This is a genomic window from Micromonospora sp. CA-248089, from assembly GCF_050948515.1.
Lineage (GTDB): Bacteria > Actinomycetota > Actinomycetes > Mycobacteriales > Micromonosporaceae > Micromonospora.
In genome coordinates this window covers 599,358-613,886 of sequence record NZ_CP192016.1, presented here as the reverse complement: position 1 = coordinate 613,886, position 14,529 = coordinate 599,358, and the positions used below count along the sequence as shown (strand labels likewise).

Here is a 14,529-nt window from a genome sequence, read left to right as displayed (position 1 = left end):
CTTGAGTGTCATGCACCTTCGGTTGATCTTAACGGCGGTGCGGTACGGCCGACGGGACCGAGATCGCGTCGATGCGACGAGAGCGGATGGCACGCGAGGAGAGCGAGATTCCGGCGTGCGGTTCATCTCAAGCCGACGACCGGGCGGCACGGTCACCCAGTGACTGCCAGGTCGGCAGCGCGCTTGCCAGCACCGCCAAGAGCAGGCAGAGCCCCACCACCCCGCCGACCACGGACCACGGCACCACCAGATCGACCGGTACGCCGGCCTGCTCGGCGAGGCCGGCACGGATGCTCAGCAGACCGACGAACGCGACAGCCCCTCCGAGTAGTGCGCCGATCAACACCACCAAGGCGGACTCGGCCGTGACCAGCCAGATGACCTGCCTTCGGGTCGCACCGGCCATCCGGATCAGCCGCAGGTCGGCCACCCGGCCGGCGGCGGCCATCAGCAACGTGTTCGCCACCGCGACAGCCCCGTAGCCGGCCGAGACACCGATCAGTAGCAGCGTGAAGAGCCAGACGAGGCGGTCCTCGGCGCGGTCCGCCTCGGCCGCCCACTCGGGCACGTCGACGATCCGTGCTCCGGTCGGAGGATCGATCCGGTCCTGGACGTACACCGTGGAGGTGAGCGCCGAGGGGTCGTGTGCCCGCACCACGGATCGGGGCATTAGCAGGTCGCCGGGGATCGAATCGTCGGTGACGACGGCGACCACTCGTAGCAACACCGACTCCCCATCGGCGAAGACCAGCGCGTACGGCTCGGTCGGCCGCCGGTTCGCCGAGGCGGGGAGGACCACCGTGTCGTCGCCGCTCAGGTCGTCCAGTGAGCCGGCGACGACGGTGAGCGCACGGTTCGCGGCGGCGAAGCCCGCCGGGTCCACGCCGAGCGCGGTCAGTGGCCGGTTCGCCGGCGACGAGTTCGGGGCGCTCTCGTAGACCGTCGTCGGGAGGAGGGCGGTGCCCCCGGTCGCCGCTACGGCCTCGTCCGACAGGCCTGGTGCGCGGTCGGGCACGACGATCCAGCCGGCGTTGACGTTGTCGGCCCGGCCCGCCGCGTAGGCAGCCGTGGTGGTCCGCACCATTCCGGCGACAAGCACCGCGAACGCGACAGTGAGCAGCACCGGGGCGGCGATCGAAGCGGTCCGCCGGGTCGCGGTCGACGCCCCGGCCCGAACCAGCATCCCGATCGCGCCACCCGGTCGGCGCATTGGCCACCGCAACATCCGCACCAGCGGGCCGACAACCGCCGGAGCAAGCACTGTGGCACCGGCCACCAGCGCCATCACCGCGTACAGGGCGTACTGCGCCGCGACGCGGGCCTCGCCGGCGGTCGCCGTCCCGATGCTGAGCGCTACCCCCACCGCGACGAGCAGCGAGCCGGTGGCGATGCGCAGCCGCCCGATCGGCCCCTGCTCCACCGCCGCTTCGCGCAACGCCTCAAGCGGTCGAACGCGGGCCGCCCGGCGCGAGGCCGACCAGACGGCCAGCAGCGAGATCACCGGGCCGGCGATGAGCGAGAGCGCGAGCGGCCAGTGCTCGTACCCGACCCGGAAGGTCGACGGTTCGAATCCGGCGTCGACGAGCAGCCGGCCCAGCAGCGGTGCGAGCCCGCCGCCCACCAGCAGGCCGGCGATCCCGCCCGCGGCACCGACGACGAGCGCCTCGCCGTACACCATGCGGCGGACCTGACGCCCGGTGGCGCCGACGGCGCGCAGCAGGCCCAGCTCACGGTGGCGCTGCGCGACGGTGAACGCGAAGGTGGAGGCGACCACGAACACCGTGACGAAGCCGGCGAGGGCTGCCGTGGCGGTGAGCACCTGCGTGCCGATCCAGCGGGTGCGGGCGTCGTTGCGGGGCTCCAGCGCGCCACGCGCGTCGCCGGTGAGAACCGAGCCGTACGCGCCGACGATTCCGCGAGCCGCCGTGGCGACCCGCTCAAGGTCCGCGCCCGCCACGAGCACCAGCCCGATGGCCCGGACGCCGGGCGCGAGCGTGGCAGCCACCTCGTCGGCGACATGGACGCCGGGCCCGTCGACCAGGCCGGTGACGGTGTACGGCTGCGGGCCTACCGCCGTCAGCAGGGTCACCGGCACGCCGGGGCGCAGCCCGAGTGCACGGTCCACCACCACCTCGCCGGGCCTGCCGGGCGGGTCGCCGGCGGTGAGGCGCAGTCCACCGAGTCGGGCGCTGGACCAGCCGTGCCCCTGGTGGGCGTCCTCCCGCCGTCCATCGGTGCCCGCGGGGCGGCCGTCGACGAGCGGCTGCGCGTAGAAGGTCCGGTCCGGCACGGCCGCCGCGACACCGGGCAGGGCGGCCAGCCGGCCGACGAGCCCCGCCGTCGTGGTGGCGGACCAGGGCCGCGTCGGCACGAACGAGTCGGGCGATGCGCCCGCTTCGGGGCTCTGCACCACGACCGCCGCCCGCGCGAACCGATCCGGCACCTGCGGGCGCCCGGAGGCGAGGAGCAGGGTGGCCGCCGCGACCAGCGTGACCCCGATGGACACGGCCACGAACGCACTGACCGACCGCCGGATGCTCAGCACGCCGGCCCCGTCGGCGTCGCCTCGTGCTCGGACGGGCGGTCCGCACGCTCGGCGATCCGCGCGGCGACAACCGCCGCATTGATCTCGCCGTCCAGCTCGTCGACGACGCGGCCGTCTGCGAGCAGCAGGACCCGATCGGCGTACGCGGCGGCGGCGGGATCGTGGGTCACCATCACGACGGTCTGCCCGTGGTCGTCGACGAGTGCGCGCAGCAGTCGGAGCACCTGCCGGGAGGCCGCGCTGTCCAGCGCCCCGGTCGGTTCGTCGGCGAAGACCACCGCCGGGCGGGTGATCAACGCCCGGGCCACGGCGACGCGCTGCTGCTCGCCGCCGGACAGCTCACTCGGCCGGTGCCCGGCCCGGCCGGCCAGACCCACGGCGTCGAGCGCGGCGGCGACGTCCCGAGCCGGCGGGCGGCGGCCGGCCAGGCGCAGCGGCAACTCGACGTTCTGCGCCGCGGTCAGCGTGGACACCAGGTTGAACGCCTGGAACACGAATCCGATCCGATCGCGGCGCAGCCGGGTCAGCTTGTCCTCAGCCAGGTCGTCGAGGCGGGTGCCGTCGATGGTGACGGTCCCTTCGGTCGGGCGGTCCAGCCCCGCCGCGCAGTGCAGCAGGGTGGACTTGCCCGAGCCTGAGGGGCCCATCACCGCCGTGAACGTGCCGCTCGCGAAGCCGGTCGTCACGCCGTCGAGCGCCGTCACCCGCCGGGTCCCGGTGCCGTACACCGCGCGTAGCCCCGTCAGGGTCACCGTGTGTGTGGTCATGGCCGTCACCGTGCCCGATGTACGGACTGCCGCGCGTCGTGCCGACGTGGACACTTTCCGGCCCTCCGCCGGGTGGAGACCAAGGGCCGGAACCGCCGGTACGTCGTCCTCCGGGATGACCGCCCGCGGGTGGACGCGTCGGACCCGGCCGGCCGATACCGTCGTGCGGGTGACCGCTCCCCTGCTGACCCGGCGGCTGCGGCCGGTGGACCTGTACATCGTGGACGCCGTGCTCGCCGTGGCGGTCGGCGGGCTGCTCTGCCCGTATGCGGCCCTGGAATCACCGCTGCACGGTGGCGTACGCGAGCCGCTCTGGTTGTCGGTGCTCGTCGGGATGTCTCTCGGGCTGCCGTTGGCCGTCCGGCGACGGTGGCCGGTCCCCGTCGCCGTCGTGATCAGCGGCAGCACCGCGGCCGCCCTGATCACCGGCGTGATCCCCAACTTCGCCGCTGCCGCTCCGGCGGTCGCCGTCGGTCTGTCCTTCTACACGGTGGCCGCGTCGACGGCCACCCGCCGTTCGCTGCTCAGTGCCACCGGTTGTCTCGCTCTGGTGAGCGTCGCGCTGGCGCTGACCGCTGGTGATCTCTGGTCGCGGACCGGTGCCGTTGTCTACGCCGCCGTCATGATCGCGCCTGCCTGGGTGATCGGCTGGCTTGTCCGCGAGCGACGCGCCCTCGCCGCCCGGCAGGGCGAGCATGTGGTCCGGCAGGCCGTCGCCGAGGAGCGGTTGCGGGTGGCGAGGGAACTGCACGACGTGGTCGCCCACACCTTGAGCCTCATCGTGGTGAAGGCGGCAGTCGCCAACCACGTCGCCGAGACCGACCCCCGCGAGGCGGGGGCCGCACTGCGGGTGATCGAGGAGACCGGCCGCAACGCGCTCACCGATGTACGCCGGGTGCTCGGCGTACTGCGCGAGGACACCCCGTACGCCCCGGCGCCCGGGCTGGACGAGCTGCCCGTGCTCGCCCGGCAGGCGGCGATCGGTGGGGTGGACGTTCGGCTCGACGTACGGCGGGAGGAACCGGCCGGCGCGGTGCCGGAGTCGGTGGGACTGACGGTGTACCGGATCGTGCAGGAGGCGGTGACCAACGTGGTGAAACACGCGGCGCCGGCGGCCTGCCGGGCGACGGTGACCGTCACGCCTCGCGAGGTCCGGGTCGAGGTGACCGACGACGGCCGCCGGCCTGTGCTGCCCTGCGGGGAGGGGCACGGGCTGATCGGCATGCGGGGACGGGTGACGTCGCACGGAGGTGAGTTCCACGCCGGGCCATGCTCCGGCGGCGGCTACGCGGTGACGGCGCGCGTGCCCTACCGGGTGGCCGCGTGATCCGGGTGCTGATCGCCGACGACCAGGCGCTGCTGCGCGGCAGTTTCCGGCTGTTGGTCGATTCGACGCCGGGCCTCACCACTGTCGGCGAGGCGGGCACCGGCGTGGAGGCTGTGGCGCTGGCCGCCGAGCACCGGCCGGACGTGGTGCTTATGGACGTGCGGATGCCGGAGATGGACGGCATCGAGGCGACCCGGCGGATCTGCGGCGACCCCGCCACCGCCGGCACCCGGGTCGTCATCCTGACCACGTTCGACCTGGACGAGTACGTCTACGGGGCACTGCGCGCCGGAGCCAGCGGATTCCTGCTCAAGGACACCCCGCCGGCGGAACTACTGGCCGGCATCCGGGTGGTGGCCGCGGGCGAAGGACTGCTCGCGCCGACGGTGACCCGCCGGCTCATCGACGAGTTCGCCCGTCGACCTGAGCCGACCCGGCCACTCCCGCGACGGCTGGACGGGGTGACCGAGCGGGAACGGGAAGTGCTCACGCTGATCGGCCGGGGCCTGTCCAACGCGGAGTTGGCCGCGCACCTCGGTCTCAGCCTGGCCACTGTGAAGACGCACGTCGGGCGGCTGCTGACCAAGCTGGCGGTACGTGATCGGGCGCAACTGGTCATCGTCGCCTACGAAACGGGCTTGGTCGGACCGGGCGGCCTGCGCTGAGCGAGTCGTCCTCCCGGAAAGTGCATGGATGGCGGGGCCCCTCCGTGGCTAGGCTCGGCCGTCATGACGACCCTCGGCGTGGTGTTCCGGCCCCAGAATCCACCCGAACGCCTCCGCTCCGTCGCACGCGCCGCTGACGAAGCCGGCCTCGACCAGTTGTGGCTCTGGGAGGACTGCTTCCTCGAAAGCGGCATCGCCACCGCCGCCGCGGCCCTGGCCTGGACCGACCGGCTGGCGGTGGGCATCGGGCTGCTGCCGGTGCCGTTCCGCAACGTCGCGGCACTCGCCATGGAGGCCGCCACGCTGCACCGGCTCTTCCCCGACCGGGTGCTGCTCACCGTGGGCCACGGCGTCCAGGACTGGATGGAGCAGGTCGGAGCGCGAGTGGGCTCGCCGCTGACGCTGCTGCGTGAGCACGTCGAGGCGTTGAAGGCGCTGCTGGCCGGCGAGACGGTCACGACGTCGGGTCGGTACGTCCAGCTCGACAAGGTCAAGCTGGACTACCCGCCGGTGGGCACGGCCCGGATCTACGCCGGCGCGACCGGGCCGAAGACGCGTGCTCTCGCCTGCGAGGTCGCCGACGGGATCCTGCTGACCGCCGGCACGCCTCCGCAGGAGGTGGCCGCCGTCAGGTCGACGGCCAAGGCCGTCACCGTGTACGTCCATGCCGCGACCGGCCCCGACGCCGAGGCACGCATGGAACGCGAGCTGGAGTCCTGGAACGAGTCGGACAGCTGGGACGCCACAGCGGCCGGCGACGCAGCCGACATTGCCGCTGTCGTGAACCGCTACCGGGACGCCGGAGCCGACGCCGTGATCCTGCAGCCCACCGCTGACGAACCCGACCTCGAGGGCTTCATTCGATTCACCGCACAGCAGGTCGGTCCATTGGTGCGGTAGCCGGCCGATGTCGCCCCGCGCAAGGCCTGCCCGCAGCGTCAGACGGGGGCAGGCCTCGCGCGCGGCGGTGGTCAGCTCACCGCGCTCGGACTGCCGTCGAGCGTGGGGTAGTCGATGTAGCCGCGGGCGTCGCCGCCGTAGAAGGTGGCCGGATCGGGTGTGTTGTAGGGCCCGCCGGCGGCGAGCCGGGCAGGCAGGTCGGGGTTGGCGAGGAACAGGCCGCCGAAGCTGATCAGGTCGGCGGTGCCGTCCTCGATCAGCGCGAGCTGCTCGGGGCCGGTGACCGTTCCGGGCGTGAACGGGTTGAGGATCAGCGGGCCGTCCCACCGGCGGCGCAGCTCACGGGTGAGGTCGCGGTCGTCGGCCTCGGCGATGTGCAGGTAGGCCAGGCCGAGCGGGTTGAGAGTGTCGGCCAGCGCGGTGTAGGTGTGCTGGTGTGCGTCCTCGGTGATGTCGTTGAACGGGTTGGCGGGAGAGATCCTCAGTCCGGTCCGGTGGGCGCCGATCGCGTCGGCGACCGCGCGGACGACTTCGACGGTCAGCCGCATTCGGCCGGTGACCGTACCGCCCCAGCTGTCGTTGCGCCGGTTGGCATTGGTGGAGAGGAACTGGTGCAGCAGGTAACCGTTGGCGCCGTGCACCTCCACGCCGTCGAACCCGGCGGCAACGGCGTTGCGGGCAGCGGCGGCGAAATCGCCGATGGTCGTGAGGATCTCCGCGTCGGTCAGCTCGCGGGGGGTGACGAAGTCCTGTGGGCCCTGCGCGGTGAACACCTTTCCGGCGGCGGCAACCGGTGACGCACCGACCGGGACGAGGCCCTCGGGCAGCAGGCTGGGGTGACCGATCCGGCCGGTGTGCATGAGCTGGGCGAAGATGACCCCGCCCTGGGCGTGGACGGCGTCGGTGACCTGACGCCACGCCGCGACCTGTTCGGCACTGTGCAGGCCCGGCGTACTGGGGTAGCCCTGGCCGATCACCGAGGGCTGGATGCCCTCGGTGATGATCAGAGCGGCGGAGGCCCGCTGGGCGTAGTAGATGGCGGTGTCGGCGGTCGGCGCGGCACCCGGGCCGTAGGCGCGGCTGCGGGTCATCGGCGCCATCGCGATCCGGTTGCTCAGCTTGGTGCCGGCAAGGCTGAAAGGTTCGAATGCGGTCGTCATCGTGATCTGTCCTCCGTGCAGGGGGTGGGTTGTGGCAGATGTCCCGCGAAGGGCGGGTGGCTCAGGGAATGAGGACGGTCTTGCCGGCCAGCCGACCGGCCTCGGACTCGTCGTGCACGGCGGCCAACTCGCGCAGGGCCCGCCGCTGGCCGACGTCGATGCGCAGGTCACCGGCGTCGACGCGGGCTACCAGCAGCGCGAGCTGGGCGGCGTCGCTGCGAACGAACACCCGTACCGCGCGGATGCCGCGTCCGGGCTGCTCCGGGCCCGGAGCGGTGGTGCTCACGAAGGCGCCGCCGTCGGCGACCAGATCCACGAGCTCGACGCCCTGTTCGGGAGTGATGGGCACCAGGTTCAGCACCACGTCGAACCGTTCGCCCGCCACGACGTCGGTGAGCGCGCTGGCGGTGTGGTCGACGATCCGGTCGGCACCGTAGGAGAGCAGCCGGTCGCGACTGCGCGCACTGGCGGTTGCGGTCACCTCGGCACCCGCCTGCTTGGCCAACTGGACGGCGTATCCACCGACCGCGCCACCCGCACCGTTGACGACGATGCGCTGCCCGCTGGTCAGGCCGGCGTGCTCGAACAGCGACTGCCACGCCGTCAGGCCGGCGGAGGGCAGGGCCGCGGCGTCGGCGAGTTCGCCGGTACGCGGCGCGGCGGCAAGGGCATCGGCGGGGACGACCGCGTACTCGGCGGCCGCCCCCGGCGCGGCCATCGGCAGAAACGCCAGGACCACGTCACCGACGTTCCAGTTGCCGACGCCCTCGCCTACCTCGGTGATTGTTCCGGCGATGTCGAAGTTCGGCGTGTGGGGGAAGGTCAGCGGGAAGACGTCCCGCATGTAGCCGGCGCGGATCGCCACGTCCACCGGGTTGAACGAGGTGCCGGCCACCTGGACGACCACCTCCCCGGCTCCCGCCACCGGCCGTTCGGTGTCCTCATAGGTGAGCACGTCGCTGCCGCCGTGGGAGTGGTAGCGCACTGCCTTCATGGTGTCCTCCTCAGATAACCGCTTCGAAGTCGAAGCATGGCTCGACCCTAAGTCGCTTCGAGTTCGAAGCAAAGACGCGCGAGGCGTGACACCACTCACAATGCTGCGAGTTCGAAGCAGGTAGGGTGCGCACATGACATCCACCCGCACCGCGGGGAACGGCAGCGACGACGGAGTGCCGCCGCTGCACCCCGAACAGCTGCAGACCTACTTCGCGCTCCTGGAGGCCGTCAGCCTGCTGCAACACCACGTCGAGCAGCAGCTACGCACCGAAGGCGGCATCAGCTACGTACAGTTCCAACTGCTGGCCAACCTCGCGCGGTCCGAGACGCCGCTGACCATGACCCAGCTCGCCGACGGCGTCGTCTACAGCCGCAGTGGGCTGACCTATCAGGCCGGACTGCTGGAGAAGGCCGGCCTGATCACTCGCAGCAGCTTTCCCGGCGACGAACGAGCCACCCTCGTCGCCCTGACCGACGCGGGCGCCGCCCTGTTCCGCCGGATCCTGCCCGGCCACATCGAGGTGTCGCGACTGCTGCTGTTCAACTCGCTCTCCGACGACGACGTGCGTCACCTCGGCGACATCATGACCCGGGTACGCGACCACATGCGCGCGCTGCCACCCCGCTCGGCCGCACCACGCAAGCGCCGCCCCAGGTCCACGTCGGATGCCCCAGCCCAGGCCGACTGACCCGCTCCGCCGTCAGCCCCGGACGCTCGGGCCGCCCACCCCGAACGTCACGTGAAACCCATGTGCCACAACGAGATCAACAGCGTCCGTAGTGGAATCCGTCGAGCGGGGAAGCCACCAAGGCCACCCGAGAAGTAGCTGAGTGAGTTCGTGCTACTACTCTCCGGCATTGGGGTGGAGTGCCTCGACGGCCCGCATGGCGACGTCGACGGAGGCCTGAAGATCCTCGCGGCTCGCGCCGGCCGCGGCGTGGACGGCATGCCCCTCGCTGAGCGCCATCACGAAACGGGCGAGCGCCCGGCTGTCCAGGCCGTCCGGGAGATCGCCCTCCTTCGCCGCACGGGACAGCCGTTCTTCGAGCGCCGCCTCGGTGGCCGCCCGGCCGGCGGCGAGGATCTCGGAGATGCGGGCGTTCTCCGGGGAGCAGGCCAGGCCGCCCTGGATGGAGAGGCAGCCGGCGGGGTGGCCGCCCGCGGTCAGGTTGTCGGCACTGGCGCGCAGGAAGGCTTCGATCGCGGCGTACGCGGTCGGCTGTTCGAGGGCGGCGCGCGCGTTCGCGAGGTTGGTCTCGTGGTAGCGGTCGAAGGCCCGCCTGAACAGTTCCTCCTTGCTGCCGAACGCCGCGTAGAGACTGGGCCGGTTGATGCCCATCGCCCTGGTGAGTGAGCTCAGCGACGCGCCCTCGTAGCCCTGCCGCCAGAAGACCTCGGCGGCCCGGTCGAGGACCGTCTGCTCGTCGAAGGCCCGCGGCCGCCCCGGGGTCGGAGTCTCAGTGCCCATGACTCGACTATACCGCTCGGTACAGAAGTGACCCAGCCCACGAACCGATCGGTACAGAAAGCTGTTACGGTGATCCACGAACCGATCAGTACAAAACTGCGGCACGAGGGAAGAGCATGACCATCACGTTGATCACCGGCGCGAACAAGGGCATCGGTTTCGCGACCGCCAGACAGCTTCTCGACCTGGGACACGTCGTCTACGTCGGAGCGCGCGACACCAGGCGGGGCGAGGAGGCCGCTTCGGTCCTCGGAGCGCGGTTCGTGCCCCTCGACGTCACCGACGACGACTCGGTGACCAAGGCGCTGGCGACCATCGAGGCCGACGAGGGGCGGCTGGACGTCCTCGTCAACAACGCGGGCATCGCCGAGCACGCGGTGCAGAAGCATGACGTGGACGCCGTTCCGGACCTCCGCTGGGAGGTCGAGGAACTGCTGTTCGACCGCGACCGGATCGCCGTCCGCGCGATCAACTACGGCACCCCGGTGAAGGAGTGGCTGGGCGTACCGCCCTCCGGCGCCTCGTTCGAGATCGTCGAGTACGCCATCTACAAGGTCAGCGACGGGCGGTTCGTGCAGATGACCGCCCTGCACGACTCGGCCGAGATGCTCCGGCAGCTCACCGCCGCCGCAGACGGCGACCGACGATGACAACCATCGGCATCATCGGCGCCGGTGAGGTCGGCAGCCAGCTCGCCCGCGCGGCGGTAGCGACCGGATACACGGTCGTAATCGCCAACTCGCGAGGGCCGCACACGCTGACGGACCTGGTCGCCGAACTCGGTCCGTCGGCGCGGGCGGCGTACGCGCCGGAGGCGGCGGCAGCGGGCGACTTCGCGATCGTCGCCGTGCCGCTGAAGGTCGAGAACGACATGCCGGTCGAGGAGCTGGCCGGCAAGGTCGTGCTGGACACGAACAACTACATGGTCTGGCGGGACGGGAACATCCCGGTCCTCGACTCGGGCGAGAAGACGGTCCACGAGCTGCGCCAGGAGCAGCTTCCCACGTCGAAGGTCGCCAAGGCGTTCACCCACATCCAGGCGCCACGGCTGCTCACCTCGGCCCGGCCCGCCGGGGCGCCGGACCGGCTGGCGCTCTCCGTCTCCAGCGACCACCCGGAGGCGGTCGAGCTGGTGACGCGGCTCTACGACCGGTTCGACTTCGACACTGTGGACAACAGCCCGCTGAGCGAGTCCTGGCGTACCGGCCCGGGCCAGCCGGCGTGGATCCGCCACGCACACCAGAACCGCGAGGAGTTGGCGCTCAACCTGAGGAGGGCGCGGCGGTTCGCCGCCGCCTGACTCCGCTCGGAGGCTGATGCTAGTCGGGATCGGACTGTCGGGGTCCTGGACGGTGGACGGGTTGCAGGCGGTTGTGGAATCGGCGCTGACGTCCGCAGACCGTGTGTAGCGGGCGGCTCCGGCGTGGTGCGTACCGATGGACGAGGGCGGCCCGGCGTGGAGGAGTTCCTCCACGCCGGGCCGCGACATGAGGGTCGGGTCCGGTCAGGCTGCGCAGGTGGCGGTAGCGCCCTGGCCGGTGCCGGTGCCCTGGAAACCGAAGTTGGTCGTCTGGCCGGCGCCGACCTGCCCGTTGTAGCCCACGTTCGTGAACCGGACGGTGCCGCTGGTGCCGCTGGCCTGGGCGTTCCAGGTGCCGGTGATCGCGGCGCCGCCAGGCAGCGCGACGGTCACGGTCCAGCCGTTGATGCCCGCCGAGCCGGCGGTGACGTTCACGCTGGCGGTGAAGCCGCCGCTCCACTGGTTGATCGCGACCGCTGCGGAGCAGCCGTTACCGCCGGGCGGCGGCGTGGTCGGCGGCGCGGTGGTGGGCGGTGCGGTCGTCGGCGGCGCCGTGGTGGGCGGTGCGGTGGTCGGCGGGTTGGTCGTCGGCGGCGCCGTGGTGGGCGGGTTGGGCGCGCCGTTCGCGAGGCTGAAGGCCAGGTCCGGCTGGAACGAACCGGCCGTGTAGCGGCAGCCGTCCGCCTCACCCGGCGGCTTCACCCAGAGGTACGCGTCGATGTTGGCGTCGCCGGTGTTCGTCGTCGGGTACTGCCCGATGCGCCGGTCGGTGTTGTCGTCTGCGCACCAGTCCCCGGCGGCTCCGCCGTTGCGGCTGGTGTCGATGACCTGGCGCTTGCCGGAGATGCCCATACCGTTGAGCGCGGAGATGACCGCCCGGCCGAAGTTCGCCTCGCTGGAGGTCGGGTTGAAGTTCGACACGTTGGTGAAGAACCCGTCGGCGTACTGCACGCCGGCCGCGCGCAGCCGGTTGGCCGTGTCACTGGCGCTGTTCCAGGTCGAGTGACCGCCGTCGAGGTAGACCTTGGCGTTCGGGTTGCCCGACTTGATGGTCTGGGTCGCCGTGGTGAGCGCCTGGTTGCGCGCGCTGAGTTCGCTGGGGCTCAGGCAGGTCTGGAGCGCGAGCGAGTCGGTCTCCAGGATGATCAGGACCGTCTGGTTGCCGAGCCCTCTGGCGAAGTTGGACACCCAGGTCTGGTACTGGTTGAGGTCCGGCGCGCCACCGGCGCTGGCCCCACCGCAGTCCCGGTTGGGGATCTCGTAGACCGACAGCACCGGGATCTGCTGTGCCGCGTTGGCGGCGCCGATGAACGAGGAGACCTCGGACTGGATGGTCGACGGGTTGAAGTTGGCGTACCAGCGCGCCTGCGGCTGGCTGGCGATCTTGTCGCGGATGACGGCGGCGCGGGAGTCGCCCGGGTTTGCGGCGACCCAGCGAACCACCGCCGAACTCGGGTCGCGGTAGAGCGATCCGGACACGGTGCCGGCGGACGCGCCGCCGACGGCGAGACCGACGCCGGCCGCGGCGAGCCCCGCGACCGCGGCCACGCTGATGGCCGCTGAACTGCGGCGGGACGAGAGGATAGCCACGTCGTGTTTCCTCCTGATCACATAGACGTATCTAAGTTCATGGGAGCGTTCCCACGACGGTAACGGAGGCGGGCGTCGATGCCAAGATGTGAACGCCTGCCACTGCCCCGTAATGTGGCAGCGATCGACGAGGCAGGCGTGGGAGGAAGACCAGGCATGACGGCGCTACCGGGCCAGCAGGCGAGCTCGTCGGTCGCCGGGCAGCCCGCCGACGAGGATCTACGGGCGCTGTTCGGGCAGTCCATCGCCGTGTTCGCGGCGCTTGCCGGGCCGACGCACGTGGTGGAGGCGGCGAACCCGGCGTTCTTCGCCGCCATCGGCGAGGAACGCGCCCGTACCGGGGTCGCCCTCGCCGAGTTGATGCCGGAACTGGACGGCCAGGGCTTCATCGCCCTGCTGGACGAGGTCTACCGCACGGGCGAGGCCTACACCGGCCACGACGCCCGGATCATGCTCGGCACCGGGTCGCAGGCGCGGGAGGCGTTCTTCGACTTCACCTACGAGGCACGCCGCGACGCCACCGGCACGGTGACCGGGATCCGCGTGATCGGGGTGGAGACCACACAGGTCAAGCACGCGCAACGGCTGATGGCCGAACACCGCGCCATGCTGGAGCAGATCGCCCGGCAGGCACCCCTGACCGAGGTGCTCGACGGGATGGCCCGCTGCATCGAGAACCTCGCGCCGCAGGAGGTGCTCGTCTCCGTCCTGCTCGCCGACGCGGACGGCCGGCACCTGCGCCACGGCGCCGCGCCGAGCCTGCCCGACTTCTACAACGAGGCCATCGACGGGATCGCCACCGGTGAGGGTGTCGGGTCGTGCGGCACCGCCGCGCACCGGCGGGAACCGGTCGTCGTCACCGACATCGCCACCGACCCGTTCTGGGCCGACTTCCGTGACCTGGCCGAGCGGGCCGGGCTCGCCGCCTGCTGGTCCACGCCGATCCTGGCGCGTGACGGCAGCCTGCTCGGCACGTTCGCCATGTACCACCGCACCCCGCGTGTCCCGCGCGACGCCGACCTGGCCCTCGCCCGGGTCTTCACCGGCACCGCCGCCCTGGCCATCGAACGTCACCACATCGAACAGGCGAAGGCCGAAGCGGACGCCCGGGCCCGGGCCGCCCACGACGAGCTGGCCCGGGTGGTGCGGGCGGAACGGGAGCTACGGGCCGAGGCGGAACAGCGCGCCGCCGCGGCGGCGGAACTCACCGCCCGGCTGCGCGCCGCGGCCGCCGCGCAGGCCGCCACTCCCCGCCCCGAGCAGTGTCAGCTCGGCGGCGGCGACGGCTGCACGGCACCCGCCGAAATCAAGATCGCCGATTCGTGGGGCGACTCGGCGTGGGGCTGCCCGCCGCACGTCGAGGAGGCGATCATCAACGTCCGTTCGGTCTTCATCGCCAACGAGGAACTGGGCGGCCTGTCCGCCTACCTCAACCGCTGACGTGACCGCGCCCGGCGGTCACGTCGGGCACCGGTGCGCACGGCCGGGGCAGCCGCCCGGGTGAAGGTTCAGCGTCGGGCGGGCTCGCCGGCCGGCTCGCGAGCGGGACGCGCAGCGTCGAACGGGCTGCGCAGGCGGGTCATGGATTCGGCGCTGACGTCCGCGACCGGACTGGGCGCGTCGTCGGTGGCCCCGAGCCCTTCCACACGGAAGGGGTTCGGGGCGAACGTGTCGTCGGGCACGAGGTGCTCCAAGGGAATCTGCACGGCAGCGCTCGACTCAGTCATCGCGGCTGGGAAACCGTGGGAGAAGCAAGGGGTGGCGATCATCGGTACCCCGCGTCGTCAGCCTAGCGCGCATCGGCCGACCG

Annotated in this window: 14 protein-coding genes; 7 read left to right on the top strand and 7 right to left on the bottom strand. The window is 71.9% G+C overall.

Annotation, left to right across the window (positions count from 1 at the left end):
* Positions 1-127: 127 nt before the first annotated feature.
* Complete coding sequence (locus ACQP26_RS03095) at positions 128-2,545, bottom strand: FtsX-like permease family protein (protein ID WP_433494876.1); 2,418 nt, start codon at positions 2,543-2,545, stop codon at positions 128-130.
* Positions 2,539-3,312, bottom strand: coding sequence for an ABC transporter ATP-binding protein (locus ACQP26_RS03090; protein WP_269702506.1), 774 nt, complete (start codon positions 3,310-3,312; stop codon positions 2,539-2,541). The genes ACQP26_RS03095 and ACQP26_RS03090 overlap by 7 nt, the downstream gene beginning before the upstream one ends.
* A 169-nt stretch (positions 3,313-3,481) precedes the next feature.
* Here ACQP26_RS03090 and ACQP26_RS03085 point away from each other — a divergent pair, with 169 nt between their 5' ends.
* From ACQP26_RS03085 to ACQP26_RS03075, 3 genes are all read left to right on the top strand, one after another.
* Complete coding sequence (locus tag ACQP26_RS03085) at positions 3,482-4,639, top strand: sensor histidine kinase (RefSeq protein ID WP_269702507.1); 1,158 nt, start codon at positions 3,482-3,484, stop codon at positions 4,637-4,639.
* Positions 4,636-5,304 (top strand): response regulator, encoded by a 669-nt coding sequence (locus ACQP26_RS03080; protein WP_269702509.1) that lies wholly within the window; start codon positions 4,636-4,638, stop codon positions 5,302-5,304. The genes ACQP26_RS03085 and ACQP26_RS03080 overlap by 4 nt, the downstream gene beginning before the upstream one ends.
* A 63-nt stretch (positions 5,305-5,367) precedes the next feature.
* On the top strand, positions 5,368-6,204 hold the full coding sequence (locus ACQP26_RS03075; RefSeq protein WP_433494875.1) for an LLM class flavin-dependent oxidoreductase: 837 nt from the start codon (positions 5,368-5,370) through the stop codon (positions 6,202-6,204).
* A 71-nt stretch (positions 6,205-6,275) separates the two neighbouring features.
* Here ACQP26_RS03075 and ACQP26_RS03070 read toward each other — a convergent pair whose 3' ends face one another.
* The gene (locus ACQP26_RS03070) at positions 6,276-7,364 is read right to left on the bottom strand and encodes an alkene reductase (RefSeq protein WP_433494874.1); all 1,089 of its coding nucleotides are present in this window, start codon (positions 7,362-7,364) and stop codon (positions 6,276-6,278) included.
* Between the two features lie 61 nt (positions 7,365-7,425).
* Positions 7,426-8,358 (bottom strand): NADP-dependent oxidoreductase, encoded by a 933-nt coding sequence (locus tag ACQP26_RS03065; RefSeq protein ID WP_433494873.1) that lies wholly within the window; start codon positions 8,356-8,358, stop codon positions 7,426-7,428.
* Between the two features lie 133 nt (positions 8,359-8,491).
* On the opposite strand from ACQP26_RS03065, the gene ACQP26_RS03060 reads away from it, so the two are divergent.
* Positions 8,492-9,049: a MarR family winged helix-turn-helix transcriptional regulator gene (locus ACQP26_RS03060; protein ID WP_433494872.1), complete on the top strand. Its 558-nt coding sequence runs from the start codon at positions 8,492-8,494 to the stop codon at positions 9,047-9,049.
* A 156-nt stretch (positions 9,050-9,205) separates the two neighbouring features.
* Here ACQP26_RS03060 and ACQP26_RS03055 read toward each other — a convergent pair whose 3' ends face one another.
* Positions 9,206-9,829 carry a TetR/AcrR family transcriptional regulator gene (locus tag ACQP26_RS03055; RefSeq protein ID WP_433494871.1) on the bottom strand — a complete coding sequence of 208 codons (624 nt, stop codon included), beginning with the start codon at positions 9,827-9,829 and terminating at the stop codon, positions 9,206-9,208.
* Between the two features lie 116 nt (positions 9,830-9,945).
* Between ACQP26_RS03055 and ACQP26_RS03050 the strand changes: the two genes are divergently transcribed.
* Together ACQP26_RS03050 and ACQP26_RS03045 are read left to right on the top strand one after the other, a co-directional pair.
* On the top strand, positions 9,946-10,479 hold the full coding sequence (locus ACQP26_RS03050; protein ID WP_433494870.1) for an SDR family NAD(P)-dependent oxidoreductase: 534 nt from the start codon (positions 9,946-9,948) through the stop codon (positions 10,477-10,479).
* The gene (locus ACQP26_RS03045; protein WP_433494869.1) at positions 10,476-11,129 is read left to right on the top strand and encodes an NADPH-dependent F420 reductase; all 654 of its coding nucleotides are present in this window, start codon (positions 10,476-10,478) and stop codon (positions 11,127-11,129) included. The genes ACQP26_RS03050 and ACQP26_RS03045 overlap by 4 nt, the downstream gene beginning before the upstream one ends.
* 204 nt (positions 11,130-11,333) lie before the next feature.
* Here the strand turns inward: ACQP26_RS03045 and ACQP26_RS03040 are convergent, their stop codons facing one another.
* Entirely contained in the window at positions 11,334-12,719 is a 1,386-nt protein-coding gene (locus ACQP26_RS03040) for a glycoside hydrolase family 6 protein (protein WP_433494868.1), read from the bottom strand.
* A 156-nt stretch (positions 12,720-12,875) separates the two neighbouring features.
* Between ACQP26_RS03040 and ACQP26_RS03035 the strand changes: the two genes are divergently transcribed.
* Positions 12,876-14,159: a GAF domain-containing protein gene (locus ACQP26_RS03035; RefSeq protein WP_433494867.1), complete on the top strand. Its 1,284-nt coding sequence runs from the start codon at positions 12,876-12,878 to the stop codon at positions 14,157-14,159.
* A gap of 68 nt (positions 14,160-14,227) precedes the next feature.
* On the opposite strand, the gene ACQP26_RS03030 is transcribed toward ACQP26_RS03035, so the two are convergent.
* Positions 14,228-14,446, bottom strand: a complete 219-nt coding sequence (locus ACQP26_RS03030) for a hypothetical protein (RefSeq protein WP_433494866.1) — start codon at positions 14,444-14,446, stop codon at positions 14,228-14,230.
* Positions 14,447-14,529 lie beyond the last annotated feature (83 nt).